Origin of the sequence: Fibrobacter sp. UWB12 (assembly GCF_900142485.1) — a bacterium.
GTDB lineage: Bacteria > Fibrobacterota > Fibrobacteria > Fibrobacterales > Fibrobacteraceae > Fibrobacter.
The window spans coordinates 401890-427687 of the sequence record NZ_FRAZ01000002.1; the positions used below are offsets into that span (position 1 = coordinate 401890).

At 48.4% G+C, this 25798-nt stretch carries 25 protein-coding genes; 18 read left to right on the forward strand and 7 right to left on the reverse strand.

Translation table 11 applies throughout. The features are described from left to right. Nucleotides 1-258: 258 nt before the first annotated feature. The 4 genes from BUA34_RS04210 (at nt 259) to BUA34_RS04225 (ending at nt 3536) form a co-directional block, all read left to right on the forward strand. Nucleotides 259-1251, forward strand: coding sequence for a glycoside hydrolase family 11 protein (locus BUA34_RS04210; protein WP_072827486.1), 993 nt, complete (start codon nt 259-261; stop codon nt 1249-1251). A gap of 88 nt (nt 1252-1339) precedes the next feature. Further along, the gene (locus BUA34_RS04215) at nt 1340-2113 is read left to right on the forward strand and encodes an EI24 domain-containing protein (protein WP_072827487.1); all 774 of its coding nucleotides are present in this window, start codon (nt 1340-1342) and stop codon (nt 2111-2113) included. A 46-nt stretch (nt 2114-2159) separates the two neighbouring features. Further along, nucleotides 2160-2864 carry a DUF975 family protein gene (locus BUA34_RS04220; protein ID WP_072827488.1) on the forward strand — a complete coding sequence of 235 codons (705 nt, stop codon included), beginning with the start codon at nt 2160-2162 and terminating at the stop codon, nt 2862-2864. A 42-nt stretch (nt 2865-2906) separates the two neighbouring features. Next, nucleotides 2907-3536 (forward strand): HAD family hydrolase, encoded by a 630-nt coding sequence (locus BUA34_RS04225; protein ID WP_072827489.1) that lies wholly within the window; start codon nt 2907-2909, stop codon nt 3534-3536. 90 nt (nt 3537-3626) lie between these two features. Here BUA34_RS04225 and BUA34_RS16160 read toward each other — a convergent pair whose 3' ends face one another. After that, on the reverse strand, nt 3627-5669 hold the full coding sequence (locus BUA34_RS16160) for a carbohydrate-binding domain-containing protein (RefSeq protein ID WP_072827490.1): 2043 nt from the start codon (nt 5667-5669) through the stop codon (nt 3627-3629). A 164-nt stretch (nt 5670-5833) separates the two neighbouring features. Continuing rightward, nucleotides 5834-7333: a SpoIIE family protein phosphatase gene (locus tag BUA34_RS04235; RefSeq protein ID WP_083579727.1), complete on the reverse strand. Its 1500-nt coding sequence runs from the start codon at nt 7331-7333 to the stop codon at nt 5834-5836. Between the two features lie 125 nt (nt 7334-7458). On the opposite strand from BUA34_RS04235, the gene BUA34_RS04240 reads away from it, so the two are divergent. Next, nucleotides 7459-7650, forward strand: a complete 192-nt coding sequence (locus BUA34_RS04240; RefSeq protein WP_072827492.1) for a hypothetical protein — start codon at nt 7459-7461, stop codon at nt 7648-7650. Here BUA34_RS04240 and BUA34_RS04245 read toward each other — a convergent pair. Both BUA34_RS04245 and BUA34_RS04250 read right to left on the reverse strand, forming a co-directional pair. After that, nucleotides 7643-8317, reverse strand: coding sequence for a hypothetical protein (locus BUA34_RS04245; RefSeq protein WP_072827493.1), 675 nt, complete (start codon nt 8315-8317; stop codon nt 7643-7645). The genes BUA34_RS04240 and BUA34_RS04245 overlap by 8 nt on opposite strands. Nucleotide 8318: 1 nt before the next feature. Then, nucleotides 8319-9167, reverse strand: coding sequence for a lysophospholipid acyltransferase family protein (locus BUA34_RS04250; RefSeq protein WP_254794321.1), 849 nt, complete (start codon nt 9165-9167; stop codon nt 8319-8321). A gap of 103 nt (nt 9168-9270) precedes the next feature. On the opposite strand from BUA34_RS04250, the gene BUA34_RS04255 reads away from it, so the two are divergent. The 13 genes from BUA34_RS04255 to BUA34_RS04315 all read left to right on the forward strand — a co-directional run bounded on the left by BUA34_RS04255 (nt 9271) and on the right by BUA34_RS04315 (nt 21649). Beyond that, nucleotides 9271-9957: a hypothetical protein gene (locus BUA34_RS04255; protein ID WP_072827495.1), complete on the forward strand. Its 687-nt coding sequence runs from the start codon at nt 9271-9273 to the stop codon at nt 9955-9957. A gap of 26 nt (nt 9958-9983) precedes the next feature. Next, a complete protein-coding gene (locus BUA34_RS04260) occupies nt 9984-10340 on the forward strand; it encodes a histidine triad nucleotide-binding protein (protein ID WP_072827496.1) in 357 nt (118 codons plus the stop codon). Nucleotides 10341-10364: 24 nt separating this feature from the next. Beyond that, on the forward strand, nt 10365-11165 hold the full coding sequence (recO, locus tag BUA34_RS04265) for a DNA repair protein RecO (protein ID WP_072827497.1): 801 nt from the start codon (nt 10365-10367) through the stop codon (nt 11163-11165). Between the two features lie 132 nt (nt 11166-11297). After that, a complete protein-coding gene (gene panB / locus BUA34_RS04270) occupies nt 11298-12041 on the forward strand; it encodes a 3-methyl-2-oxobutanoate hydroxymethyltransferase (RefSeq protein WP_072827498.1) in 744 nt (247 codons plus the stop codon). A 246-nt stretch (nt 12042-12287) separates the two neighbouring features. Further along, nucleotides 12288-12620 (forward strand): histone H1, encoded by a 333-nt coding sequence (locus tag BUA34_RS04275; RefSeq protein WP_072827499.1) that lies wholly within the window; start codon nt 12288-12290, stop codon nt 12618-12620. 408 nt (nt 12621-13028) lie between these two features. Beyond that, nucleotides 13029-13385: a hypothetical protein gene (locus tag BUA34_RS04280; protein WP_072827500.1), complete on the forward strand. Its 357-nt coding sequence runs from the start codon at nt 13029-13031 to the stop codon at nt 13383-13385. After that, nucleotides 13375-14382, forward strand: a complete 1008-nt coding sequence (locus BUA34_RS04285; RefSeq protein WP_072827501.1) for a Ppx/GppA phosphatase family protein — start codon at nt 13375-13377, stop codon at nt 14380-14382. The genes BUA34_RS04280 and BUA34_RS04285 overlap by 11 nt, the downstream gene beginning before the upstream one ends. Nucleotides 14383-14527: 145 nt before the next feature. Then, nucleotides 14528-15259: a pseudouridine synthase gene (locus BUA34_RS04290; RefSeq protein WP_072827502.1), complete on the forward strand. Its 732-nt coding sequence runs from the start codon at nt 14528-14530 to the stop codon at nt 15257-15259. A 7-nt stretch (nt 15260-15266) separates the two neighbouring features. Then, nucleotides 15267-16094, forward strand: coding sequence for a metallophosphoesterase (locus BUA34_RS04295; RefSeq protein WP_072827503.1), 828 nt, complete (start codon nt 15267-15269; stop codon nt 16092-16094). Nucleotides 16095-16133: 39 nt separating this feature from the next. Next, nucleotides 16134-17147, forward strand: coding sequence for a quinolinate synthase NadA (gene nadA / locus BUA34_RS04300; RefSeq protein WP_015732223.1), 1014 nt, complete (start codon nt 16134-16136; stop codon nt 17145-17147). A gap of 83 nt (nt 17148-17230) precedes the next feature. Beyond that, complete coding sequence (locus BUA34_RS04305; protein ID WP_072827504.1) at nt 17231-17899, forward strand: outer membrane beta-barrel protein; 669 nt, start codon at nt 17231-17233, stop codon at nt 17897-17899. 22 nt (nt 17900-17921) lie between these two features. Beyond that, complete coding sequence (locus tag BUA34_RS04310; RefSeq protein ID WP_072827505.1) at nt 17922-19457, forward strand: carbon starvation CstA family protein; 1536 nt, start codon at nt 17922-17924, stop codon at nt 19455-19457. 53 nt (nt 19458-19510) lie between these two features. Beyond that, the gene (locus BUA34_RS04315; RefSeq protein WP_072827506.1) at nt 19511-21649 is read left to right on the forward strand and encodes an SF1B family DNA helicase RecD2; all 2139 of its coding nucleotides are present in this window, start codon (nt 19511-19513) and stop codon (nt 21647-21649) included. Between the two features lie 99 nt (nt 21650-21748). On the opposite strand, the gene BUA34_RS04320 is transcribed toward BUA34_RS04315, so the two are convergent. From BUA34_RS04320 to BUA34_RS04330, 3 genes are all read right to left on the reverse strand, one after another. Next, complete coding sequence (locus BUA34_RS04320; protein WP_072827507.1) at nt 21749-23509, reverse strand: LamG domain-containing protein; 1761 nt, start codon at nt 23507-23509, stop codon at nt 21749-21751. A 7-nt stretch (nt 23510-23516) separates the two neighbouring features. Then, entirely contained in the window at nt 23517-24404 is an 888-nt protein-coding gene (locus tag BUA34_RS04325; protein ID WP_083579728.1) for a TIGR02147 family protein, read from the reverse strand. A gap of 334 nt (nt 24405-24738) precedes the next feature. Then, nucleotides 24739-25776 (reverse strand): GDSL-type esterase/lipase family protein, encoded by a 1038-nt coding sequence (locus tag BUA34_RS04330; protein WP_254794322.1) that lies wholly within the window; start codon nt 25774-25776, stop codon nt 24739-24741. Nucleotides 25777-25798: the final 22 nt, after the last annotated feature.

A 25798-nucleotide genomic window follows, 5' to 3' on the forward strand; every position in this document is an offset into this window, starting at 1 on the left:
GCCCGCACGGCCCTCGGTGACACAAGCCTGGCAACCACCGCTGCCAGACACCCCGTTCGGGGGTCTGTTGAATATAGCAAAAGAAAGTGTCAAATTTTCGACACATGGGGGCAAGGCTCAAAAAAGCCGTCCGGGAACAGCAGAAAAGCGGCCGAGACGCATCAAAACACATGCAACACTTTTAAAATTCTAGTTCACTAATGGTATCCCAACCACCCCATTAAAAGTTACCTTTGGAGTATAAAAAAGGGATGTTTTATGAAAAAGCTCAATTCAAGATTTTTCGTTTTTAGTCTTGCCGTTGCATTTACCACAGAAGCCTACACCCAGGATTTTTGCAACACAGCAACCCACAGCGGCGAAAGCACGGTCGTCACCTCCAACGACATCAACGATATCGGTAACTATAATTACGAACTTTGGGCAGACATCGGCGACAACTCCGCCACGTTCTACACCGACGGCTCTTTCTCCTGCGAATTCAACAACGTGAACGATTACCTCTGCCGCGAAGGCATCCGCTACGGCATGAACAGCGGGCTCAAGTACACCGACCTCGGACACCTTTACGCTGACTTCAAGCTGACCGATCCCAAATTTTCAAGTTATTCCAACGTGACCTACTCCTACATCGGCGTTTACGGCTGGTCGCAAGACCCGCTCATCGAATGGTACATCGTCGACAACTGGAGTCCGTATCGACCGAACTGGATTGGCAAATCCACCGAAGGCTGCGACGAATGTGGTCTGCGCGGTTCCATTAACGTAGACGGCGCCACCTATGAAGTCTATGTCGACAAAGTCCAGCGCGGTTCTATCGAAGGTGACAACACTCCGTTCACACAATATTTCAGCGTGCGTAAGAGCAAACGTTCTTGCGGGACCATCGACATCACAGCCCACTTTGACGGTTGGAAGAGCTTGGGCCTTGAACTCGGCAACTCCATGTACGAAGCGAAGGTCCTTGGCGAAGCCGGCCAATACCCCGAAAACGGAAACGCCTCTGGCACTATCGATTTCGCCTACGCTAAAGTCTACACCGGTGAAGCAAGCACAGCATTGCATGCACCGAAGTTAAAAGCATTTAACGAACAAAATTTGGAAATATTCGACATGCAGGGTCAATTCCTCGGAACCATCAGTACCACGCAAAGCATGAACTTAAGCAAAGCTATTAAGAACAAGGTTCACAATGCAGGCGTTTACATGGTCAAGCAAGAAAGCTCCATGAAAAGCGTAGTCATCAAATAAAAAAGTTTCAATATCAATCATAAACCACACCTAAACTCCAAAAGGCGGTCATGCATACCGCCTTTTTCTTTTTTATTATTATTTCACAATGCAAAAAAAAGTTCTTTCAAAATCAAGCCAGTTCAAGCTCGGCCTTACCTCTTACACCAAGGCATTGCGCCTTATTTGGGCAAACAATCTCGTTAGATATTTGCTGATTCCGGTTCTTTTGAACATTATCGTCGTTGTGGCTCTTGTATTTTCGGGCATGAGCATTGGCGACTGGATCAACGGCATCATCGAGCGCAGCGTTGAAAACATGAACGGTTGGATTCACGCAGGCATGATAGCCATCAAGATTATTCTACCGATTATTTTCTTTGCGCTGTTTATCTTTATCGGCGGAACGATTGTCAACATATTGATGTCGCCTATTTACACGTTCCTTTCGGAAAAGACAGAAACAATCCTCACCGGGAAGGAATTTCCGTTTGACATGAAACAAACTATTCACGACATCTGGCGAGCCATTCGCATCGCCATTCGCAATACCGCAAAGCAACTTTTGCTCACTGTACTTTGCCTTCTGCTGAATTTTATACCCGTTGTCGGAAGCGTAGCCTCTATTATCTTGATTTTCATTATCAACGCGTACTATTTCGGATACGGTTTCATGGACTACACCTACGAACGTTGGCGTTTACCGCCCAAAGAAAGCCGTCAAGAAACTCACAAACTAAAATTCATTGCTTTTACGAATGGCGCAATCTATTCATTACCGCTTTACCTGTTCTGCGGAGCGTTTATCGCCTCGTTCATCGGCGGCGTTTCGACCGTTGCAGCAACAATTTCGCAACTTACTCTAAAAGAACATTCCAATTAAATTATATATTTATACATACAAAAACTTTTTATAAGATGGAGACAATATGAACGCTCTTGATACCGAACAAATCAAACAGACCGCATGGAAGAAATTAAGTGGCAAGTGGACACAAGCTTGCCTCGGATTCCTATTATTCTTCATCATCTCAATCGCACTTGATCTTCCGTCTTTATTCTTCGAAGATGGTACCGTAGGCCAAGCTTTATACAACGGCATTTGGGGACCTATAGAATGGGCTTTAACATGGGTTTTGGACATTGGTATTCTCGCATTCTATTATGACATTGTCTGTAACAGACCTTTATATTACAAGCGCATATTTAGCGGTTTTACTCATGGTTTCATTTACGCCGTCAATGCGTTCTGCACGCAGCTTTTAATGAGCATATTCGTTGTGCTCTGGGCTTTTCTCTTGATTATCCCCGGCATCATGAGAGCGTTCTCTTATTCAATGTCTTTATACATTCTCATTGACCATCCCGAATATTCACCTTTGGAAGCCATCAAGAAGAGTAAAGAAATGATGTACGGACACCGCATGGAATTATTCATCCTCGAACTGAGATTTATTCCATGGCTCCTTTTATCGCTTATCACTCTGGGCATTGCTTTAATTTGGGTGGTTCCCTACATGTCAACAGCCTGCTGCGAATTCTACTTGCAGTTAAAGGAAAAAACTGAACAGCAAGAAAACGCAGAACAGCAAGTACCAAACGAACCAGAAGTAATCGAAGCAACTGAAGCATAATACAGAAAAGCAGCCTTAGCGCTGCTTTCTATATTTATAGCCATGACGCAAAAATCCAAGCTCCAGAATTACATTTTTGATTTGGGCGGAGTCCTTTTGGACATTCGCATCCAAAACGCTTACGAACGCTTTGCCGCACTAGGATTACCGCCAGCAGAACTTGAGCAAGGCGCAAAAATCAACAAGCTCATGGAGAATTACCAACTCGGCTGGGTCAGCACACAGGATTTTTGCAAGCTAGTCGCGGCTAAATGTTCCGCAGGAACAAAGCCCATCGATATTGAGCATGCATGGAATTCCATTTGCTTGGACGTCGCAGAACGCAAATTAGAAGCGCTCCGTCGTTTACGCAAAACCGAAGGCGTTGCTAGCGTTTCGCTATTGAGCAACACCAACGAATTGCACTGGGAATGTTGCTGCAAGAACTGGATCAACGCAAACGGGAACCGCCTCGAGGACTTTTTCGACAAGATTTTCTTGAGCCAGGAACTCCATTTGCAAAAGCCCGACTCCGAGATATTCAATACCGCCATTCGCGAACTCGGAGCCTCCCCTGCCGAAACGATATTCCTCGACGACAGCCCCGTCAACACCGCTGCTGCAGCTAATTGCGGACTACAAACACTTACAGTGACTCCGGATGTCGATTGGATCAAGGCTCTCGGAATTTAAATAGTCAAACGACATTTTTTTGCAAAAAAACAGGCCACATCGCACGATGCAGCCCGTATTAAACATTCAATCGATTTTATCTAAACAACTCTATTTGTACATGTAGCTTAAGCCGTTGGGGAACTTGATTTCCTTCATGCCGCCAGTTTGCACCTGAGCCACGGACTTTACTTCGCCTCCATAAAGAATATAATTGCCTTGATAAGTCGGCTTAAATGCAGCCTTGTCGGAACCATAGTAGCTGCTACTATTGTAGGTCAAAGCGGTGCATCCGGGAACATCCATCGTGTAGTTGCCAAACGCGAGGAGAACGCCTCCGCTAACTGTAAATCCGTCATCGGTATCAATGAGACCCCCAGCAAAGTTGTAGGCGCCGCAATCACTTCCACCTTGCTGACCACCCATGCCCGGGAAGCCCCAGCCACCGCCGAAATTGAAGCCACCGCCCATACCGCCGCCCATGCCGCCACCATTTTCGTAGCTCTGGCCGGTAATTTCAACAATCACCACACCGCCGGTCATTTTTCCAGTACCATTAGCATCTAGCCCGTCGACCATGTTGCCCTTCACGCTGATGTAATGGTAACCGCCACTGATGGTGATATAGCCGCTGCTCTCACTGAACATGGCCATGGAACTATTCTGGTTCTTGGGGCCACCACCACCATTCCAGCCATCGTTAGTTGCAAAAACGGAGGTCACGCCGCCCTCGGCAAAAATTTGGTAAGCCTCGATAGCTTCGAGAGATGTAACAACGTTAATCGTGGAACCTTTCAAGTACAGGGCGGAATCTGCGTGAATGCCCTTCTTCTTTGTCGAGATGGTCACGTCACCGCCGTTCATGTAAACCTGCCAGTTGGTACGAATCGCCGAAGAATCTGATTTCACGTCGATGGTACCACCGTTGACATAGATGTACTTTTCGGCAGAGATGCCCTTGTTTGGGGATTCAATCTTGATTGTCGATGCTTCGGTGGAATCGCTCACGAGAATGTAGTTGGCCGCCTTGATGCCGCTCTTATGACCCTTGATGGTGATGTTGCCACCAGAAATCTCGACATAGCCCTTGCCTGCGACAGTATCCTTGAAAGCGCCATTATTCTCGATGCATTCATCACTTTCGAGACCATCGCCTGCCTTGGCGGTAATGTTCAAGGTACCGCCCGAAATTTCGAGGCTGCCCTTGCCCTTGATACCGTCTTCGCTTGCAACCACGGTAATGTCACCGTTCTTGATTTTAAGATCGTTGCTGGATTGGATACCGTTCTTAAAGTTTGCCGTAACCGTCAACTTGCCAGCACCCTTGATATTCATGTCATCCTTGGAATAGATGGCTGCCTTTGCGGTATCCTGTTTGCCATTGACCGTAGTAAATACATGGTTTCCCTTGCCATCTTCTATTACGTTAGTCGTACCCTTGACCAAATGAATAACAGCCTTGTCGGCATTCTTCACAAGAATCGGGGAATTGGAGCTTTTCAAGGTCGCGTTATGGAGGTAAATGCCGGTATTGCCTTCTTTGTCGGTACCTGGAGTATTCACCACAACCTGGAAATCGGAGGATTCGCCGGTCACGTAATAGGCGCCCGGGCAAGTAATCGTTGCGCTCTTGTCTTCGACAGTAACGCATCCATTGTTGTTTTCCACCGTTGCCGTAGTACCCGACACTTTCAGGAGTATCTGCGAGCCGTTCAAGGTACGAGCATCTTCATTATCGTTTTCGTCATCGCCAGAACCACTATTGCCGGGATTGAACGTACTGGAACTAGAAGTTCCGTTATTTGGCTTAGAAATGCTAGAACTGGACTTTCCAAAGCCTGGAATTACCACGCTGGAACTTGAATGGTTACCGGGGATAAAAACGCTAGAGCTCGACAGTCTATTACCAGGATTCACGGCGCTAGAACTAGAAAATTCGTTGCCCGGAATAACGAGACTTGAACTAGAAAGTTCATTACCAGGAAATAATGCGCTAGAGCTTGATAAATCAAAGCCTAGAAAATCATTGCTAGAACTGGAAACGCCGCCACCATATCCATTGCCGGCCGCCTCCATTGGATTGGAAACATCAGAACAAGCCACAAAGCTCAAAACTGCAGAAACAGCTATCACTGGTAACTTTTTGATTTGCATCGAACACTCCTGTATTTTATTGTAATATAGATTCTATTCCTTCTAACAGGCCTGTTTGCACGAAAAATCCGTTGAGCCTTGCACAACATCAGATTTTATATTTCGTGCCCGCAGAAACGTAAAGAAATAAATACATCTATGCAGGAATGTTATAATCGAATTAATTAATTTATCTGCTTTTTTACAAACTTTATCACCAGCATCGTGAGGTCGTCGCTTTGTTCGGCACCATTCACAAACCCAGACACAGCCCGAGACATCGTATCAAGTAATTGTTGTGACTTATCGAACGATGGTAAATCGCGGTTCTCGGCACCATCACCTTCTCCGCTTACCGTACTTTCAACCCGTTTCAAGCCAAACAGTTCCTCGCCCGCGTTCATAGCCTCGGTAAGGCCATCGGTATAAAGTAAAATGATATCATCGGTGTCAATGTCCGATTCCTGCGAATTAAATTCTTTATCTTCGTCAACACCTATGGGAATATTGGCAACAACATCGAGATAGCGCATTTTTCGCCCCGTCACGATAATAGGCTTTTCGTGGCCCGCATTGCTATAACGTAAACGCCCTGTTGCCAAGTCGAGCACGCCCACAAACAGCGTAGCAAACATGCCGGTCGTATTCCCTCGACTAGCCATCACATTCATGTCGTGAACAATTTGCGCAGGATTATCTTCCTTAGAAGCAACCGTACGGAACACGGCCTGCGTCATCGACATAATAAGTGCAGCTGGAATTCCCTTACCGCAAACATCGCCAATATTAAAGAATAGCTTTCCGTCACGGATAAAATAATCATAGAAATCGCCACCCACTTGCTTTGCGGGGACCTGACTGCCGACGATATCCACGAAATCGTTTGCAGGCATCGGAGGCGGTAACATCGCAGTCTGGATTCTATTAGCAATGCCAAGTTCCCTATTCATCAGGTCTTTTTCGGCGCTAACCTTGTTCAGTTTACGGACACTGACAATACTGCGATATATAATAAAACCGAGAACAAGTATTCCAAGGACTTGCAAAACGATAACCATAAACAGAGAACGCTGCTGGTTGTTGTACAACTGCACAGCCATCGCAGAAAGATTACGCATCGGAAGATCAGCACCAATAACGGCAATTGTCTTGCCGTGGTTGTCACGCACCGGGCGCGAGAAAGTCGACATAAGCGCCACATAATAACGGCTCATGTAGGGTTCACTCCAAAAGCCATTTCCCTGCAACCCTTCGCGATACCAAGTGCGCTCTGTATAATCGAATCCTATAACCGTATCTTTAATTTCATTTGTTTTTTCATCCCTAAAAGTAAAGTACCCGTTGCGAACGCCATCATCCCCCACGCGATAAGCAAAATCAATTCCAACAATTTCCGGAGTAACCGCTATCAAATGCTGCAAGACTTTGTGCAAAGAATCATTTTGACCAAGAGTCGCTAATCGTTCGACCTCCGGTAACGCACCCGCAATGACAGCCTCCGTAATTTCCTTGATTTCAAAAGTACGGTTAGCAGACGTCAAATCTTGCTGGGCCATTTCCTTAATCTGAGCCGTAATTGCACGTCGCGTAGATATATACTGGAAAGCAGTAGTCGCTTCAAGCAGTACCGCCGCCAGTACAAGAACCGCAATGCTCCTAACTCTTGCAAGATTAGATGTGTTCATAATGAATACCTTGACAAAATGTCCCCTGATAGATATAAATCAATATACCTTTATTTTTTTTATTTTCGCATTTAAAAGGGTCAAAAAAAACATCAATTTACGGTGATTTTTCTAATTTTTCACCAATGTCTCTTTTACTTGCCATTTTATTCTTTGCTTTTTTCATCAGTGCCATTGTGCGTGGCAATTTTTCTTATGGCAAGGCGGATTACGATTTTCACGAGCACCCTGTGCAATTCGTGATTGTGACGGTATTCATTTTAGGGGTTGCGGTACTCTGCTTTTACCGATTCCTCGTCGAAACAAATCTTATATAAGTATATCTGTTTTCCGCTGGTAAATAAAGTAATAGAGCAGGTTCCAAGCGCCCCACAAAACGCAAAGCGACATTCCTATATAACCAATCGCATAAACGACAGACGCAATGGCGTCGCATTTTAAAAGCAAGCCCGTTTCGGACAAGATAAAATTCCAATCGTGGAATCCGTAAGGGGCTTCGGCGCCGGTGCCACCGCTGATGAGCATAAGTTTCATGGGGAGAGCGTCTTCGATGTAAGGGGCCACGTCAATCAAGTTTTCGAACGCCCACCAAAGAGCTATGGAGGCACCGAACAGGTCGCGAGGCTTAATCCACAGCGCAAAGCAGAATACTAGCGGCATGATGGTCTGGAACAGAGAACCTCCCAAAGACGTAATCAACTCGCTCCCGAAGATTCTAAAAACGATGTGGCCGGTTTCATGAACAGGAAGGTTTAGGTTGTGCAGGAACTGGACTATCCACGACTGATAACCGCCGAAAAACGCCTGCAACGAAAAGAACGCCATGGCAATAAGCAGAACAACACGCACCGCAAAAAAGTTCTCGCGACCAAGCGGCTTGGGCAGCAAAAAGAACTGCACCCAAGCGGGCCATTCATCCGGTTCGTTCAGCGAATCTAAAAATCTGACAAGCAACGGTTTCTTTTTATGTGGAGTCCAAGTCATATTACTCTCCGTAGATTTCTGGCGAACGGCTGTAAAAGCGACGGTGTGTGAAACTGTACCAAAGATTCGGATTTTCGAGGATGCGCTGTTCAAGCCACTTGTTGAATTGATTGTTGACTTTGGACTGCGCGAAATGCGCCGGAGATGCAACCTCTATCGCATGAAGTACGCGGACCTTTTCCGAAGATGCGCCGACCTCATCCATCCAGCAAATAAATACAGGAGTCTGCGGACGATGTTCTAGCAAAAAGTCCGGCAGCGGATTCACATTTACCGGTTGCCCCAGCAAAGTTCCTTCAATGGCGCTCGGAATACGAGAGTCCTGATCATCAAGCAGGCAGAAAAGATTGCCTTCGTCTAAAATCCGCAAAAAGTCGCGAGGCGTCCGGGCGTCCACAGAATAACTCCGGCCATCGACCGCACGAATTTTACGTTCGAGAATGTTGTTGAGCCACTTCGGTTTCACGGGAATGTAGCTTGCCACTAGCGGAATTCCAAGGCGGCAAAGCCACGGTCCCATCGCCTCGTAGTTGCCATAGTGCGCGGTCAAAAAAATTCCACCCTTGCGCATTTTTTCAAGCACAGGAATGGCAGCCTCGTCAAGCGAAAAATTCCAGCCGTCCACGCGACACGGGTAAGCAGAAAAATCATGTGGCAACCTTTTGAACGTTCCAAAGCAAAACAACAGTTCGCCAACATGTTTAGTCAAATTCTTTAAAAGGGTATCATAATCCGGGACTGCGACGGTCACGTGCTTTGCATTTGCAAGCACCGTTTTCTTTTTCCAACCAGCAAGATTAAGCACAGAGTAAGCCACCCGCGCAAAAACCACCGCCAACATTTTACCCATAAAAGACATTTCAGTTTAAAGATACGAAAATCGAACAAACAATAACGATAATGTTGTACTCTGAATGTACCTTTTATTTCTAAATTGTTCATGAGAGGTTTTTATGATTTGCAACAATAACACGCAGCAAAGTGAATTCTTCCTAAACGAGCCTGCGAACGCCCTACGTGGCAAAAGCGCCATTATATGGACTTTCGTATCCCTGGTGTTCACAATACTTGCCTGGATTTCTATTGAAGTTTTAATCCAGATATTCACGAGCTACACAAAAGGGTCAATGACAACTACGGAATCCTTTGCTCTTTGCATATCTCTATTCTTTATAGCAGTCTATTCCATAATCCTTCTTGTATACATCTACAAGTTCAGTATATGGATTTACTATGCCGTAAAAGAACAGAATCAATTCACCTCTACCGAGCTCACTCCGACAAAAGCAGTTTTACTCGGTTGCGTGATAGGGCCTTTCATTGATGCATTTATTTTCAAGGACCTGTTCCATAAGCAAAACGCGATTCTCGAGAATCACGGCCTTAAGCCAGCAGCTTTACCGGAATGGACATTCACCGCCACCCTGGTCCTTTCTTTTCTCATAATGTCCACTTTTATAACGGTTATATACCTCCCCGGAAGAATCGTCCTAATTATATTGGCCTCTATGATTTGCGCCTTATACATAAAAATCATGAAAGCCATCATAGAAAACGGACGCTTAATGCAAATCAAACGATTCGATGACTTAGTGAACCGCAAAGTCGAAGAAATCTTAAAGCAACGCGAAATTTCTTAACCCTCTTTTACTACTATTATAATACTATGAGTGAAAACTGCCTTTTCTGCAAAATCATCAAGGGTGAAATCCCTTCCAAGAAAATCTACGAAGACGACGATGTGTTCGCCTTCTACGACATCGCCCCGCAGGCACCGGTACACTTTTTGGTCGTGCCGAAGCGCCACATTGCAACCATCATGGACATGAAACCGGAAGATTGCGAACTCGTGGGCAAGATGCTCTACCGCGCACAGCTTATCGCCAAGGACCTCGGCCTTGAAGAAGGCGGCGCCCGCTTTGTGTTCAACTGCAAGGCTGATGCCGGTCAGACCGTGTTCCACATCCACCTGCACGTCGTCGGCGGACAGGAAATGGGTTGGCCTCCGTTCCCGGCAAAATAATCACGGCATAAAAGCCGCGAACCTATGATCAAAACTCGTGCCATTGTCCTGCATCGTTTTCCGTACAGCGACTCCAGCTTTATCGTTAAAGTCCTGACGGAAGAATGCGGGATTGTTTCGTTCATCGTCAAGGGCGGCAAGAAAAAGGAATCCCCGTTCCGCGGGGCTCTGGATCCGCTCTCGTTGAGCGAAGTTGTCTTTCGGCAAAATCCAAATACCGAATTGCAGTTCATCAAGGAAGCGACGCTTCTCGATTGGCACAAGGACTTGCGAAACGACTTGTTGAGCCTTGCGAAAGCGCAGGTCATCACCGAGATGATTTTGCGCTATGCCCCGCAAGGGGTTCCGCTCCAAGAAGAATTCGAGCGGCTAGAACAATCCCTCAGCGAATTCAACGAATGCTGCAGTTTCGCAAACACGCCCAATGCTGCAACATCGGCAGAATCGCCTTCGACAAATTCCGCGACGTCCGCCCACAAATCAAATATTTTCGCACGTTGGCTTTTAGACACTTGCGACATGTGGGGCTACAATCTCGATCTTGAAACTTGCAGTCGTTGCGGTAAAACGCTCGACAAACCCGCCGCAGACTTTTTCCCCGAAACAGGCGGATTCATTTGCGAGCATTGTCTCGGTGTCGACACGCCCCGTGCAAAAGCGGAAACGCTAAACGGTCTTTGGGCACTTCACCGCGGGCAACAAATTGAGCATCCGGAATTTACGGAAAATGCGCTCCTCACCTACCTGCGCCACCACATCGGATTTCTGAAAGAAATCCATTCCATAAAATTCCTAAACGAAACAAGAAAGCTGTTTGGTCAGTAGCCAATAGTCAATGGTCATTAGCGATTAACCATAACCAATGACTAACAACCAACAACTAGCTACTAAATAGCCATAACTTTACACTATTTGTATATTTGCCCCTAGTTAAAAAGTTTAAGTGAAGAGGTCATCATGTTAACACCAGAAGATATCAAAGCAAAAAAATCCAAGCACGAAATGATTTCCATGATCACCGCCTACGACTTCGCTTTCGCAAACATTGCAGAAGCCGCCGGAATTGACCAGATTCTCGTAGGCGATAGCCTCGCCAACACCATGCTCGGTTACAAGAGCACGCGTGAAATCGGCATGACCGAAATGCTCATCTTCACAGCAGCCGTCTGCCGTGGCGCCCCAAACACTCACGTAGTCGCCGACATGCCCTACTTGAGCGACAAAGATCCGCAAACCGCTTACGACAACGCCCGCCGTCTCATGGATGTGGGAGCCTCTAGCGTAAAAATTGAAGGCACACCCGCTGGCGTTCTTGAGTTCTTGCACGAAAAAGGAATTCCCGTCTGCGGGCATCTTGGACTTTTACCGCAGACCGCAGAAAACTTCAAGCAGAAAGGCCGCACCGAAGAAGAAGCTCGCGCCATTGAAGAAGCGGCCAAGTTTGTTGAAGGACTTTGCTTCGAAACCGTTCTCGAGCACATACCCGAAGAACTCGGCAAAAAAATCACCGACGAACTCAGCATTCCGACAATTGGCATTGGTGGTGGCAAGTTCACAGACGGTCATGTTCTCGTGATGCACGATGCCCTTGGCATGCACCCGAACAAGATTCCACCGTTCGCGACAAAGTTTGCAGACATGTATTCCGTTGGTGTTCAAGGAGTTAAGAAATACATCGAAAGTGTCAAGGCAAGAATGTAGTTGAGCCTTAGTTACATTCAAAATTTCAAACAAATTAAACACTTTCTTTTCAACAATCGATCTCTTGCGAGGTCGATTTTATTTTACTCAAAATAGTTAACGATAACATTTTTCTATCAAGCGATTTCTATAACAAAATTTTTTCAAAAAAAAATCACTTTTTTTTAAATTATGTGTTGATTATTTGTGAAAAAGAAGTTATTTTTCAGGTATCAACAAATAAATAACAAAAAAGGAAGAAAAAAAATGGCTACAAAAACTGTTGCAAAGAAACCCGCTGCTGCTAAGAAGCCCGCTGCCGCTAAGAAGCCCGCTGCCGCTAAGAAGCCGGCCGCTGCTAAGAAGCCCGCCGCCGCTAAGAAGCCGGCTGCTGCTAAGAAGCCCGCTGCCGCTAAGAAGCCGACTGCTGCTAAGAAGCCGGCCGCTGCTAAAAAGCCGACTGCTGCTAAGAAGCCCGCTGCTGCTAAGAAGCCGGCCGCTGCTAAGAAGCCGGCCGCTGCTAAGAAGCCGACCGCTGCTAAGAAGCCGGCTGCTGCTAAGAAGCCGACTGCCGCTAAGAAGCCGGCCGCCAAGAAGTAATCTTCTTTTTGACCCAACGATTTTGACCCGCAGACCTCTGCGGGTCTTTTTTTATATTGGCGCTCCGCCCCACGTTTACTACTTCGTCTATCAAAAAAAATTCCATAACAACAATTACAAGCATCTCGACAACAAAAGCGAGCCAAAAGCTCTCATTTAGATAACACCTCAACGTCAGAAGACAAAAGCGTCGGCCAAGGTATTGTCTTCGCAGTAGCGTGCAAAACGAGAGTCGCGGGCGACTGCTTGCAGGCGCACATGACCAAGTGAAGCCGCTGACGCCGTAGGCGTCAACTCCGAGCTGGGGCCCCGCCCGCATAAAGTTCTTTTTTAAATCTATTCAAGCAAAACCCTTTGTAACAATAATATCCTTTGGCGCTCCGCCCCACGTTTACTATTTTTGTTAGCATGATTTCAGAAAAAGATTTGACCAATTCGCAGAACATTCCCTTTGAAGAACGCATCGCCCGCATCGAAAAGATGATTGAAGCCGAAGCAGAACCGAAAGCATTTGAACTCGGACTTTTGCTCGCTCTCAAGATGGGCCAGGAAATTCGCGAAAAGAAACCGCTCGGCAGCACGACTGGCGACATCGTCGCCGCATGGAGTTCCAAGTACCCGGAATCCGTCGTCGAAGAAGCAATCGCTCACGCCAAGCAGTTCCTCACAAATCCAGGCGCCCTCGCCGAAAAGATGAAGAACATCATGCTGAAAAAGATGAATCAGCAAGAAGAAAAAACGGACGAGGCCGAAAGTGGAAAATAAACTCCAGGCAACCATTGACATCGGGAGTCACAGCTGCATTTTGCTAATCGCAGCGTTCGAAGACGCACCCGCCGCAGCTCCGACGGCACCTGAAACGCCCGCCAATTCCGAGACTCCCGACGCATCAAGCGACACGCCGGTAGCTCCGCGCAAGATTCTCGTGCCGAAACTCCAGAAGGTCGAAGTCTGCCGCCTCGGCGAAGACATTTACGAACACGGGAAAATCACACCCGAACGCATCCAGGAACTCGTCAACATCATGACCAAGTTCCGCATGGACTTGCACGCCCTCGGCGCAGACCTCAAAGCAGTCGCAATGACCGAAGCGATGCGCAAGGCAACAAATCCGGACGAAGTGATTGAAGCAGTTGAAAAAGCTGTGTGGGTCAAGCCGCGCGTCATCACCGGTGAAGAAGAAGGCAAGCTCACCTACCGCTCCGTCAAGGAATGGCACGGCGAAGGAAACGTCACGATTGACATCGGTGGCGGTTCTACAGAACTCAGCAACGGCGAAACTACATTCTCGATTCCCGTTGGCGCACTCAAGATGTTCAAGGCGATGGGCCCAATTCCCGGCCCGGAATACAAGAAGTTTATCAAGGAAACGTTCAAGGACTTGTCCTTCAAGGGCATGACGAAAAAACCCGTCTACCTTATCGGTGGAACAGGCACCGCACTTGCGATGGTTTTCTTGAACAGCCAAACGTTTGACTACAAGGCTATCGAAGGTCTCGAAATGAGCCTCGCCGACCTTGAAGCGGTTACCACGCGCATCACGAACCTTTCGAAAGAACTCCGCGCGATGCTCCCGGGACTTGGAAACGGCCGCCATGAAGTCATCATTTGCGGTTTGTTCTGGTTGCGTTCGCTCCTCGAAAAGCTCCGTGTAGAAACGTTCAAGATCAGTACGGCAGGACTCCGCTTCGGTTTACTCTACCCGCCTGAAAAAGAACCGGAACCCAAGCCAAAGAAGCGCCCGGCATTTTTAAAAAGCTAGTTGTTAGTCATTAGTTATTAGTTGTTTGTTGTTTGCGATAGCTATTGACCATAGACCAATGACTAATGACCATTGACAAATAAAGGAGATGCTTGATGGATCCAATCGCCTCTACGAGGCTCCAGGATGACAGAGCAAAAAGATTATGCGTATAAACAAGTACATTTCTCTCAGTGGTTTTGCTAGCCGCCGCGCCGCAGACGAACTCGTCGCAGGCGGTCGCGTACAGGTGAACGGAGAAACAATCTCTGACCTCGGTCATCAAGTGGATGAATTCAAGGACCAGGTGATGATTGATGGGAAAATCATAAAGGTTCCCACAAACAAAAAGACCAAGGTCATCATGTTCCACAAGCCTGCCGGCTGCGTTTGCACCAAGGACGACCCGCAGGGCCGCCGCACGGTTTACGATTACTTGCCGCCGGGATACCATAATTTCAAGTACGTCGGACGACTCGACTTGCAGAGCCGCGGTCTCTTGCTTTTCACTGACGATGGCGAATTGCTTTACCGCCTCACGCACCCGAGTTTTGAAGTACCGCGCAGCTATTACGTGTGGACAACGCGCCAGCTCAGTGAATCAGCAGCCCAGCGCTTGGTCGAAGGTGTTGACATTCGCGACCCGGAAGATCCGGATGCCCAGGAAGAAATCGCATTTGCAACAGACGTTTATCTCGAAAACGGATTTGCAGAACTTGTGCTTATCGAAGGCAAGAACCGCGAAATCCGCCGCATGATGCGTGCCGTCGGCTATGAAATCCGCGACCTTAAGCGCGTAAGCTATTGCCAAATCCAGCTCGGTGACTTACCCGCTGGCGAATTCCGTGAACTCACGCCCAACGAATTGAACAAATTGCGACAGGCAGTGCATTTGTAGGCGATCAATGAAACGTACACTCTATATCGGTGATGTTCATGGTTGCGCAGACGAACTCTCTGCGATTCTAGACCAATTCGGCTTTGTGCGCGGTAGCGATACCATTTACCAAACCGGCGATATCATCAACAAAGGTCCCGACATGATGCGCGCCATGCGAATCGTCGAAGAAGTAGGTATTCTAACCGTCCGCGGAAACCACGAAGAACATCTCATCCGCATGATGGAAACGCCCAAGAGCAACTGGACCGAAAAGCAGAAGAAGCGCTTCAAAGCGCTCTCGCTCGATGAATGGGTTTACATCCGCGATACCGTAAAAAACTGGCCGCTCTGGCGCGACACACCGCACGCATTGCTCGTGCACGCTGGACTTGAACCGGGCAAAACTCGCCTCGAAGACATGAGCCCCGAAGTGCTCCTTTCCATCCGCTACTGGAATGACAAGCCCTGGTTTGAACAGGTTAAGTGGAACAAGCTCGTCATCTTTGGACATTGGGCCAAAATGGGCTTCGTGAACATTCCTGGATTTATCGGTCTCGATTCCGGTTGCGTTTACGGCAAGGCTCTCACCGCCTGGTGCCCCGAAGAAGACAAGTTCTACAGCATCCCCGCACTCCGCGAATACACGCCCGTCAAGGACAAGGCAAAAGAATCCGAAGCCGCCCCCTGCAAAGTGCTCGGCGACAACACTCCCGATTCTGTGCCGCCCAAGACGTTCGATGAAATCAAGGAACGAATTGCAAGCGGCGACATCGCCTGCAAGGAAGAGACTCCCGAAGAATCGAACATCCGCAAGGCTAGCCCCTCCATCAGCGCTGAATGGGCCGGGTATTAATTTACTATCTTTTAACTAGGCAATAATCTAGGTAACACAATGACAGCAGAAGAACTTTACAATCGTCTCAAGTCCGTCAAGCCGGGCGCAGCCCTTTGCACCTATACCATGGAAAAGGTGGAAAAGATGCTCCCGCTCATCAACGAAATCAACGAACTCAAGAAGCAGCAGGATACCGTTATCCTCGCCCACAGCTACTGCGCTCCTGAAATTCTTTTGGGCGTTGCCGACTTCACTGGCGATAGCTTTAAGCTCAGCAAGGACGCCACAACCGTCCAGCAAAAGACGATTCTCTTCTCTGCAGTGCGTTTCATGGGCGAAACCGCCAAGATTTTGAACCCGCAGAAGGACGTGATTATCCCGGGCCCGCTCACGGGTTGTAGCCTCGCCGATTCCATTACCGGCAAGGACGTCGAAGAACTCCGCAAGCAGAATCCGGACTACACGTTTGTCTGCTACATCAACACGACCGCCGACGTGAAGGCCGCCTGCGACGTCTGCGTGACTAGCGGTAACGTGATGCACATCGTCGAAACGATTCCATCCGACAAGATTTTCTTTGTTCCGGATGCTCTCATGGGCCAGAACATCATCGACGAAATGAAGCGTCGCGGTGTCAAGAAGGACATCAAGCTCTATAACGGCTGCTGCTACGTTCACGAAAACTACGACCCGGATTTGATCCAGTTCTTCCGTAGCCAAAACCCGAATCTCAAGGTGATTAGCCACCCGGAATGCAACCCGTCCGTTGCCATGCTCAGTGACTACGTCGGAAGTACCGGCCAGATGGTAAGTTACATCAACCAGCAGCCCAAAGACAGCTGCATTTTGCTCCTCACGGAATGCGGTCTCAATGCCCGTATGCACTACGAACATCCGGACATGAACTTTATCGGTAGCTGCTGCATGTGCAAGTACATGAAGTCGAACTCGCTCGAAAACATCTTGGAAGCTCTCCGCCATCCCGAAAAGGCAGAACACATCTCGCTCGACGAAGGCGTGCGCGTGAAGGCCAAGAAGTGCATCGACGCCATGTTCAAATATGCCGAATAAAGCACCATAACCCATTACAAATTATACCAAGGCACCCTTAAATTTCTAAATTAAGGGTGCAATTTTTTTAAGGGAGGATTGAGATGAAAAAATTTCTATTGGCAATTGCTTTTTTGGCAGGGATTGTTTGGGCACAACCTAGCGATAGCGACTTCGCACAATGGGAGCGTTCTTATTACGCAAGCCTCGGTTTCAACGTCATTGCTAATCGTGGCGGTTTACACCATCGTCATATAACAATTCAAGACGAAGACAATTACACAGAAACCGTCAATATGCCAACCGCAAAAATTCTCCTTTCTCCCGACTATAACATCGGCGTGAACATCCGCGAATTTACTCTTGCTTTGTCTTTTCAATATTGGACCGAAGAAACTGCCATTAAGGACCTTCCCAAAGAACAGGATATGCGCTACATGCGTATCGGTGCAGAATTCACTTATAACTTTTTCTACCCTGAAAGGTTCCAGGTGGGCGTAGGTCTTGGATATTCCTATACCAATCTTAAAATCGAAAAGAATACCACTAGCGTCAAAGGATTTTTCGATACGAACTTCATGGGTTCCGGAGTTGCCATTGTCACAAACATGCGTTACTACCTGACAGAAAATTTCGGACTCATGCCATCATTACGAGTTTTCGAAACCTGGTATAAAGCGGTCAACACAAAGAACAGTGGTACCGTAGATATCAAAAACTATATTTGGCAAACATACATAGCTGTATCTATCAATGCAATGGTACAGTTCTAAATAAAAAAAGAAGGCACAAAAAATGATAACATTCCTAATTGGTGTTGCAATCCTCATCCTTGGATATTTCACCTACGGCAAGTTCGTCGAACGCGTGTTCGGTCCCGATGACCGCAAGACACCCGCGCTCGCAAACCCGGATGGCGTTGACCGCGTCCCGATGCCGCACTGGAAAAACGTTCTCATTCAACTTTTGAACATTGCAGGCATTGGCCCTGTGATTGGCGTGATTCTTGGCATCAAGTTTGGCGCCATCGTGTTCATCTTGCTCCCACTCGGAAACGTCCTCGGCGGCGCAGTGCACGACTACTTCAGTGGCATGATTAGCATGCGCAACAACGGTTACAACGTTCCGGCACTCTCCCGTAAGTTCTTGGGCAAGGGTCCGGCAAAGCTTGTGATGACACTTATCTCGGTCGCGCTCATTCTCGTTGGCGCCGTGTTCACCAACACTCCGGCAGCACTCGTGAATACGCCGATTCTCGCAGGCAGCCACGTTTCGCCGACTCTTTTCTGGATTGCCGTCGCCGTCATTTTTGCCTACTACTTCATCAGCACCTTCTTCCCGATTGACAAGATTATCGGCCGCATCTACCCGGTTTTTGGCGCCCTCTTGATTCTCGCCTCCCTCGCTATTTTCGTGGGCATCATCCCGAACTTGAACGTCCTCGATGAATTCTGCTTTGCAGACATCATGAGCAACTTCCACAAGCATCCGGCAGGCCAGCCGATCATCCCGATGCTCTTCGTAACGATTGCTTGCGGCATCATCAGCGGCTTCCACAGCACGCAAAGCCCGCTCGTTGCACGCACTGAAGTCACCGAAAAGACCGGTCGCCAGACATTCTACGGCATGATGATTATTGAAGGTTTGATTGGTATGATTTGGGCTGCAGGTGGCATGTTCATTTACCACCAGATGCCGGAACTTTTGACAGGCGCTTCGGGCGTGAAGGTCTTGAGCGTTCTCGTTTCGACCGTGATTCCGTGGGCTCCAATTTCGATTCTCGTGGTTGTGGGAGTGATTATCCTTGCCATTACAAGTGGCGACACCAGCCTCCGTAGCCTCCGCCTTACGATTGCTGAACTTACGGGCCTTGAACAGACCTCAGTACGTAACCGTTTGATCCTCACGGTTCCGATGTTCGCCCTCTGCGCCGTGATTATCTTCTGGAGCAACTTGAACCCCGAAGGTTTCAACATCTTGTGGAATTACTTCAGCTGGAGCAACCAGCTCATGGCCGTTTGCAGTCTCTGCGTGGCAACTGTTTACCTCCGCAGTAAAAAGAAAAACTTCTGGATTGCGCTGATTCCGTGCATGTTCATGACGTTCATTACAACCGATTACATCCTTTGGGTGAGCCCGGAAAACCTCAAGGGCGCTCCTCTCGGATTTGGTCTCGACTACAAGACGGCCCTCGTGATTGCACTCCATGACGCTGCTATTCTCGGATTCTTCCTCTGCGTTCGCGGCAAGGAGCTTACCAAGATGCCTGGTTTCGATGCCGATGTTTGGAGACCGGAACTGGACGAAGGTAAAATTCCGAAGGCTCAGTAAAATCGAGATTCGCAAACTAAACTAGCGCCGCAAAAATAAACGTCGCAAGATTCGTGCAAGTAAAAGGTTCAATCAAAAGCATCACGTTCCATAGCCAGCAAAATGGCTTTACCGTGATGCGTCTGAACGATATAGAAAGCAAGAAAGTCGTTGTCGTCACGGGAACTTTCCCCGCTTTGCAACCTGGCGAAACAATCTCTGTAGAAGGCGACTGGGGTTCGCATCCGAAATACGGAAAGCAGTTCCAGGCGACTTCTTTTGAATACCTCGCCACAGACGATAACGATATCCTTGAATACTTGGCGAGCGGACAATTCCCAGGCGTGGGACAAAAGATTGCCGAACGCATTGTGGAAGCTTTTGGCGATGATACCGCCGACATTCTCGACAACAATCCGGACAAGTTTCGCGCAGTGAAAATCAAAGGTTTCCCCGCCCGCAAGGTGGAAGCTTTTTTGGCACGTTGGCAAGAAGCGCGTCACAGCCGCGAAACGATGCTGTTCTTGTACAAGCACGAAATTGTCGGCAGTGTAGCGAAGCGTCTTTGGAACAAGTTCGGGCAAGCGACAATTGAACGCATCACACAGAACCCGTACATGCTCTGCGAAGAAGTCTGGGGCATCGGATTCTTGAAGGCCGACGAAATCGCACAGAAAGTCGGATTCCCGAAAGACAGTCCCGAGCGTTTTCAAGCGGCATTGCTTTACACATTGCAAGAAGCGTCCGTCAGCGACGGGCATGTGTTTTTGCCAAAGAACGTACTCCTGGAACGCACGTTCCGCAATTTGCGTTTGCAACCTGACGACGACAGTCCCATCAACACGCTCCTCGACGAATTTGAAAAAGCAAGTGAAATTGGGCGTATCAAGCGCGAAGGCGACGATTGCTATTTCCCGCCGCTGTATAACGCGGAGCAGCGCATCGCAGACAACATCAAGCTCCGTTTGCGATACAACGAACTGCCAATAGACAACTTTGAAAACAACCTTGCGCAGTGGGAACGCGAACACAAGTTCAGCTTTGATCCCATTCAAAGGCGAGCCATCCAGATGGCGCTCTCGCGAAAGATTTCCATCATCACGGGTGGACCCGGCACAGGCAAGACGACAATCCTTAAGGGAATTTTGTACCTCGCCCGCCAAATGGAAGAATGTGTAAGCCTCACGGCCCCGACAGGGCGCGCTGCCAAACGCATGGGCGAATGCTGCGGCGAGAAAGCCCGCACAATTCACCGATTGCTCGAAGTGGACCCGATTTCGGGCAAGTTCCACCGCGATGGCGACAACAAGCTCCAATGCAATTTGCTCATTGTCGATGAATTCAGTATGGTCGATACGTGGCTTGCCGCCTCGCTCCTCGAAGCGACGCCACTCAACGCGCGAATTGTTCTCGTAGGCGATGCCGACCAGCTCCCCAGCGTGGGAGCTGGCAATGTGCTGAACGACTTGTTGCGTTGCCCCAAGATTCCGAGCACCCGCCTTCAGCACATTTTCCGCCAGGCCGGCGGAAACGACATCGCCGACAAAGCATCGAAAATCAATCAGGGCATTAGCCCCTCGCCCATCGAAGGCACGAACTTCCACTTTTTGCCTTACGAGTCGGCCGATGAAGCTAAAGACATCATCGCCCGCCTCGTCACGCGCGGCATCAAGGAAAAAATCGACATCGATACGCAAGAGATGCAGCTCCTCACGCCGATGCGCAAAGGACCGCTCGGCATTTACGAGCTAAACAACTTCTTGCAAGACCTCTTGAACCCCGGCAAGGAACGCATTAAAATCGCGAGCGGCAACTGGAGTACCGGCGACCGCGTGATGCAAATCCGCAACAACTACGACAAGAACGTGTTTAACGGAGACGTCGGTATCATCTACAAAATCGGGAAAGACACGAAAAAAATCACCGTCTTTTACGATGACAAGACTGTCGATTACGAGCCCGACGAAGCCGATGAACTTATCCTTGCGTACGCCTGCACCATTCACAAGAGCCAGGGTAGCGAATACCCCGCCGTCATCGTCGTGCTAGATTCAAGCCACAGCATCATGCTGCAAAGGAACCTCATCTACACCGCCATCACGCGTGCGAAAGGCCATGTGTGGATTTTGTCTGCACCGGGAGCGTTCTATCAAGCCGTGCGCAACAACCGCAGCACCCGCCGCTACACGAGACTCACCGAAAAACTGGGTTAGCTCAGAGGATGACGAGTCGCAAAATGCGCGGGCATTTCAGCACAGGCATGCGACGATTTTCATCATTATTGACTAATAACTAATGACTAACGACCAAATTTATTTCGGCCAGTAGCCGGAGGGCTTTTGGTTCAAGTAAATGAGTCTTGCCCATTCGCTACTTTTTGCAGCATTCAAGAAATACAGTTCATCAATCCAGCCCTTGAAAACGCGGTCCACCTTTCCGCTGGACTGCTTGCGGGCGCCAATGACAAACGGACCATCAGCAAATCTCTTGTCATCCGTATGGTTGCGCCCCACTTGAACATCTTCGAGAACGCCATTCCTGTAAATTGCAGTCGAATCGCCGGACTTCACCACCATAAAGTGAACCCATTGCTTGTAATCAGTTTCCGGCGCAATCGCGATGCTCGCCTCATACCAATGATCCAAATCCGATTCGTCGAGTTCCTTGTACATCCAGCTAGAACGGTCGCTATCGCCAGCCTGGTACTTGAAGTGGTATTCCGATTCGGACTTGCCCCAAATAAACCGCGATGTCGAAGTATCTTCAGCATTCACCCAGAACGAAGCGGTAAAGTTGGAAGTATCCGTTAACGCAAAGGCCCAATGGTCTGCGGATTCTTCAACTTCAATAAACGAAGTTTTTCCGTTAAAGTAGAACGCCCCGCCAATAATCCCATCGCCCGTAGCAACATCCGTCACATGCCCTTGGAACGTAAAATCGCCAACATCTGTAATAGTCGATTCCGGGAATTCGGTTTCGTCGAAATTCCATGCAACCACAAAGCCTTCCGAGAACGAGAACGGATCGTCAGCACGCTTCAAGTACATCGGCGCATTCACTTTGCTAGGTGCATTCGTCTTGTTTAGAACTTCGCTATTTTCTGTCCAGCGAAAAACAAGCTTTTGCATTTCCCTTTGCGGGTAAAGCGTCGTCAGGCGAACCCACAGCCCAACAGTCCCCTCAATCTCATCGGAAACCGTTTGATAAGTAGTCCAGTCCGAAGCCGGTTCCAAATAAACTTCAAGCGAATAAAGATTCCTAACAAGCGATTCCCGGTCTTTTGCATTCAAGTCGCTCAAGCGCACATAAAGCGGAAAGCCCTCGATAGTATCGTGCAAGTCAGCGCCCTTCGCCGTCGTGTTCAGCGGGATTTCTAAAGTGTGAACCGTATCATCGTAGAAAACATCCTGGAACGCATAGTATTTGTCGACAAAAACCGCATTGATGCTTTTAGAACCGCTACTCATGCTAATCTGCAAAGAATCGTAGTACGAAGCAGGCACCCCAACAAAAGAGGCATACGTCCCCAAATCATCAGTTTCAATTTTTGCAGTCGACTTGTAAGTGGACCCGACTATAGAAAGATTCGCCACCGAGTCTTTAACATCTTTAAAACGGACTCTAATTTCATGGCTTTTAGGAATGTCGAGATTCATGGACAAAGTCGATTCGTTCGCAATTTTGACACCCGATTCACGGAGCGCAAACGACTTTTCCGAATCTTCGTAGAACGCTTCTATGTTATACAAGCCATCGGGAACATGGTCGAATTCATAATGCCCCATGGAATCCGCAGTCGTAGAATAGTAGGCCGTGCTATCATCTTTTGCCGGATCGTAATCTAGCGGAACACAGTAAACACGAGCATAAGCAGCACGTCTAAGATAAATCGGATTGCTAGTTCCATCATCGTACGCAAGCGTACCCATCAATTCCGGGGAACCGACTTCAGAGCTGTTTCCGCCCGCCACCTTATTGTCGGAGCAAGATACGAGGAAAACCATTGCAAGCAACGCCTGCAACACGAACAATGCAGAAACCGCCGATTTAGCCAATCGAGTATTTCGTTTCATGGCATCCTCACTTGGACAACGGGAAAATCTGGATATTCATCTGGAAAACGCGGCCACCATCCTCGTCCTCATTAGCAATCATAGAAATTTTTTTGCGGAATTCATTGATGCACTTGACAATCTTCTTGTAAGATGCCTCCGAAATGCCGAGAGTCACACTGCTCACGTTCCTTTCGGTCGAAGGAACATTGGTAATGGACTCCTTTGCGAGATCAATAAATTCCTTGTGGTAATTGATAAACGCCTGCTGGATGACCTTGTCGCCTGTGCTAATCGCCGGATTGTTCAAAATCCAGTTGCCCTTGGCGTCCTTCTTGATCAGCCCGACGCGTTCCAGCAAATCCACCGCCTGCCGCGCCTGCTCTCCAGAAATCGGCGGCATCAAGCGCGCCCCGAGAGCATCGTAATCGCCATCAAAACCAATCATCCCGATAATTGAACGAATTGCAGAATAGTACCAGTGCGAATAAACTTCATACTGGTACGCACGAGTCAAAAGCATCTGCTGCGTAAAACGGTAAGTCGCCGTGATTTCTTCCATGCGCTTCTTGTAGTTTTCACGCTCATCGTCGTTGGACGCCTGGCAGAACAGCACCATAGCCTCGAAATACGCGGCCTCGCTTTCATCGAATTGCAAGCCACCGACTATTTTTGCAATGCTTGCCGGAGTGAGGCTCTTTTCGCCCTTCATCACACGCGAAATAAAATCCTTGGACGAAAATCCCAGCTTGTCCGAGAAACTCCGCAGCGAATAACGGCGGTTCAAGGCTTGCGCACACTCAAAATAGTGCCGCAAATAAGCGCGGTAATCATCAAATTCAAAAACCGACATGCGCTTCGGAGGGATAGAACCGAGACGTTCTTCAGGCTGCGATTTTTCTGCACTGGATTTCATACTCTAAAAATATATTGTAAAGCCGATATTCGGTAAAAAAGCCCCAAAAACAGCATCAAAATCGTTGTCTACCGAGGACGCTTTGTTCCCGAGGCACCTGTTTTCCCTCGACATTTAGGGCATCCGCATCTATCTTTATAAAAAAAGGAATTTTGCTCTAGCATCGGATTGAGCTATAAAAGCCCCACACCAAAACAAGCTCTAGCGATGCTACGGGAACAGGTCCATCTCTCAAACATATAGGGAACGACTCCGGTCGTTCCCTTTTCAGCATGTCATGCCGACCTTTTTGTCATCCCGGCCTTGTGCCGGGATCACCTTTCCTTATCAGAAACTACCGTTTCCGATAGACCTTTTGATGCGATGGTCCGCGAGTATTCAGAACACGGCCTTGAGCATCAAAGCGTAGCGCCGATTTAGCCATGTTCGCAGTTGCCGCCGAATTTTCGCGAACGACACGAGCCCCCGGCTTCAAGGCAGTCGTCTTTTCGACTTTCAACGGAGCAGTCACAATCCTTGAATGTGCATTCGCGGACAACCTCACAGAGACCTTATACTCGCCCTCGCCCGTAACCACAAGCGTTTCAAGAGTTTCACCTTCGAGGAGTTTTCCGTCTTTGTACCACTGGTAACCAAAGCCCTTCGGAGCCTTGAGCGTCGAGCCATCCTGCGTTACATGCAACGTATCCATCTGCAAATGGGCATACACAATTTCGGCCAAGTGCTTTGCGCCCTCAACAGACGGATGCACCATATCTTCCAAATACCAGCTCGGATTTTCAAGTGCGCTAAAACGAGAATGCAAGTCAATCACGTTCACGCCCTTTTCGAGCCCAGCACGCAAAATCGCAGGGTTCACGCGATTCACGACCGCCGTATCAAGAATATTCCATTCTACGTTGTTCACATAAGGTGCCAAGCAAATAAAAATATGCGGTTTCGATTTCACCTGAAACGTGTCAATCAACGCCTCAAAATCCGCCGTAATCGCAGAGTCCACCGCAGCATCCTGCGCCGGAGTATTCCAAGTCGTGTACGATTTCGAATCATTCGTACCCAGTTCAATGATAACCGTATCCGCCGCAAATTCAATCGCCGGCGCAAAGCGGTAACCCTTCCAATACGAAGCCTGATCGTCCTTGCGGACCGTAAGCCCGCTCACGCCGAAATTCTCGACCGTATCCGCCATTGCACCGCCATCACGCAGCAACCCCTGCAAATGATGCGGATAACTCGTCTGATCCGGCCAGGACTCAATCCCATAACCAAACGTGATGCTATTGCCAACGCAAGCGACCTTGCCCGCCGCAAACGCCGACACCACCATTGCTGACGACACAGCAACCGCAGCCAAAACAATCTTCCCAAACATATTCATAACCATGTGATAAATA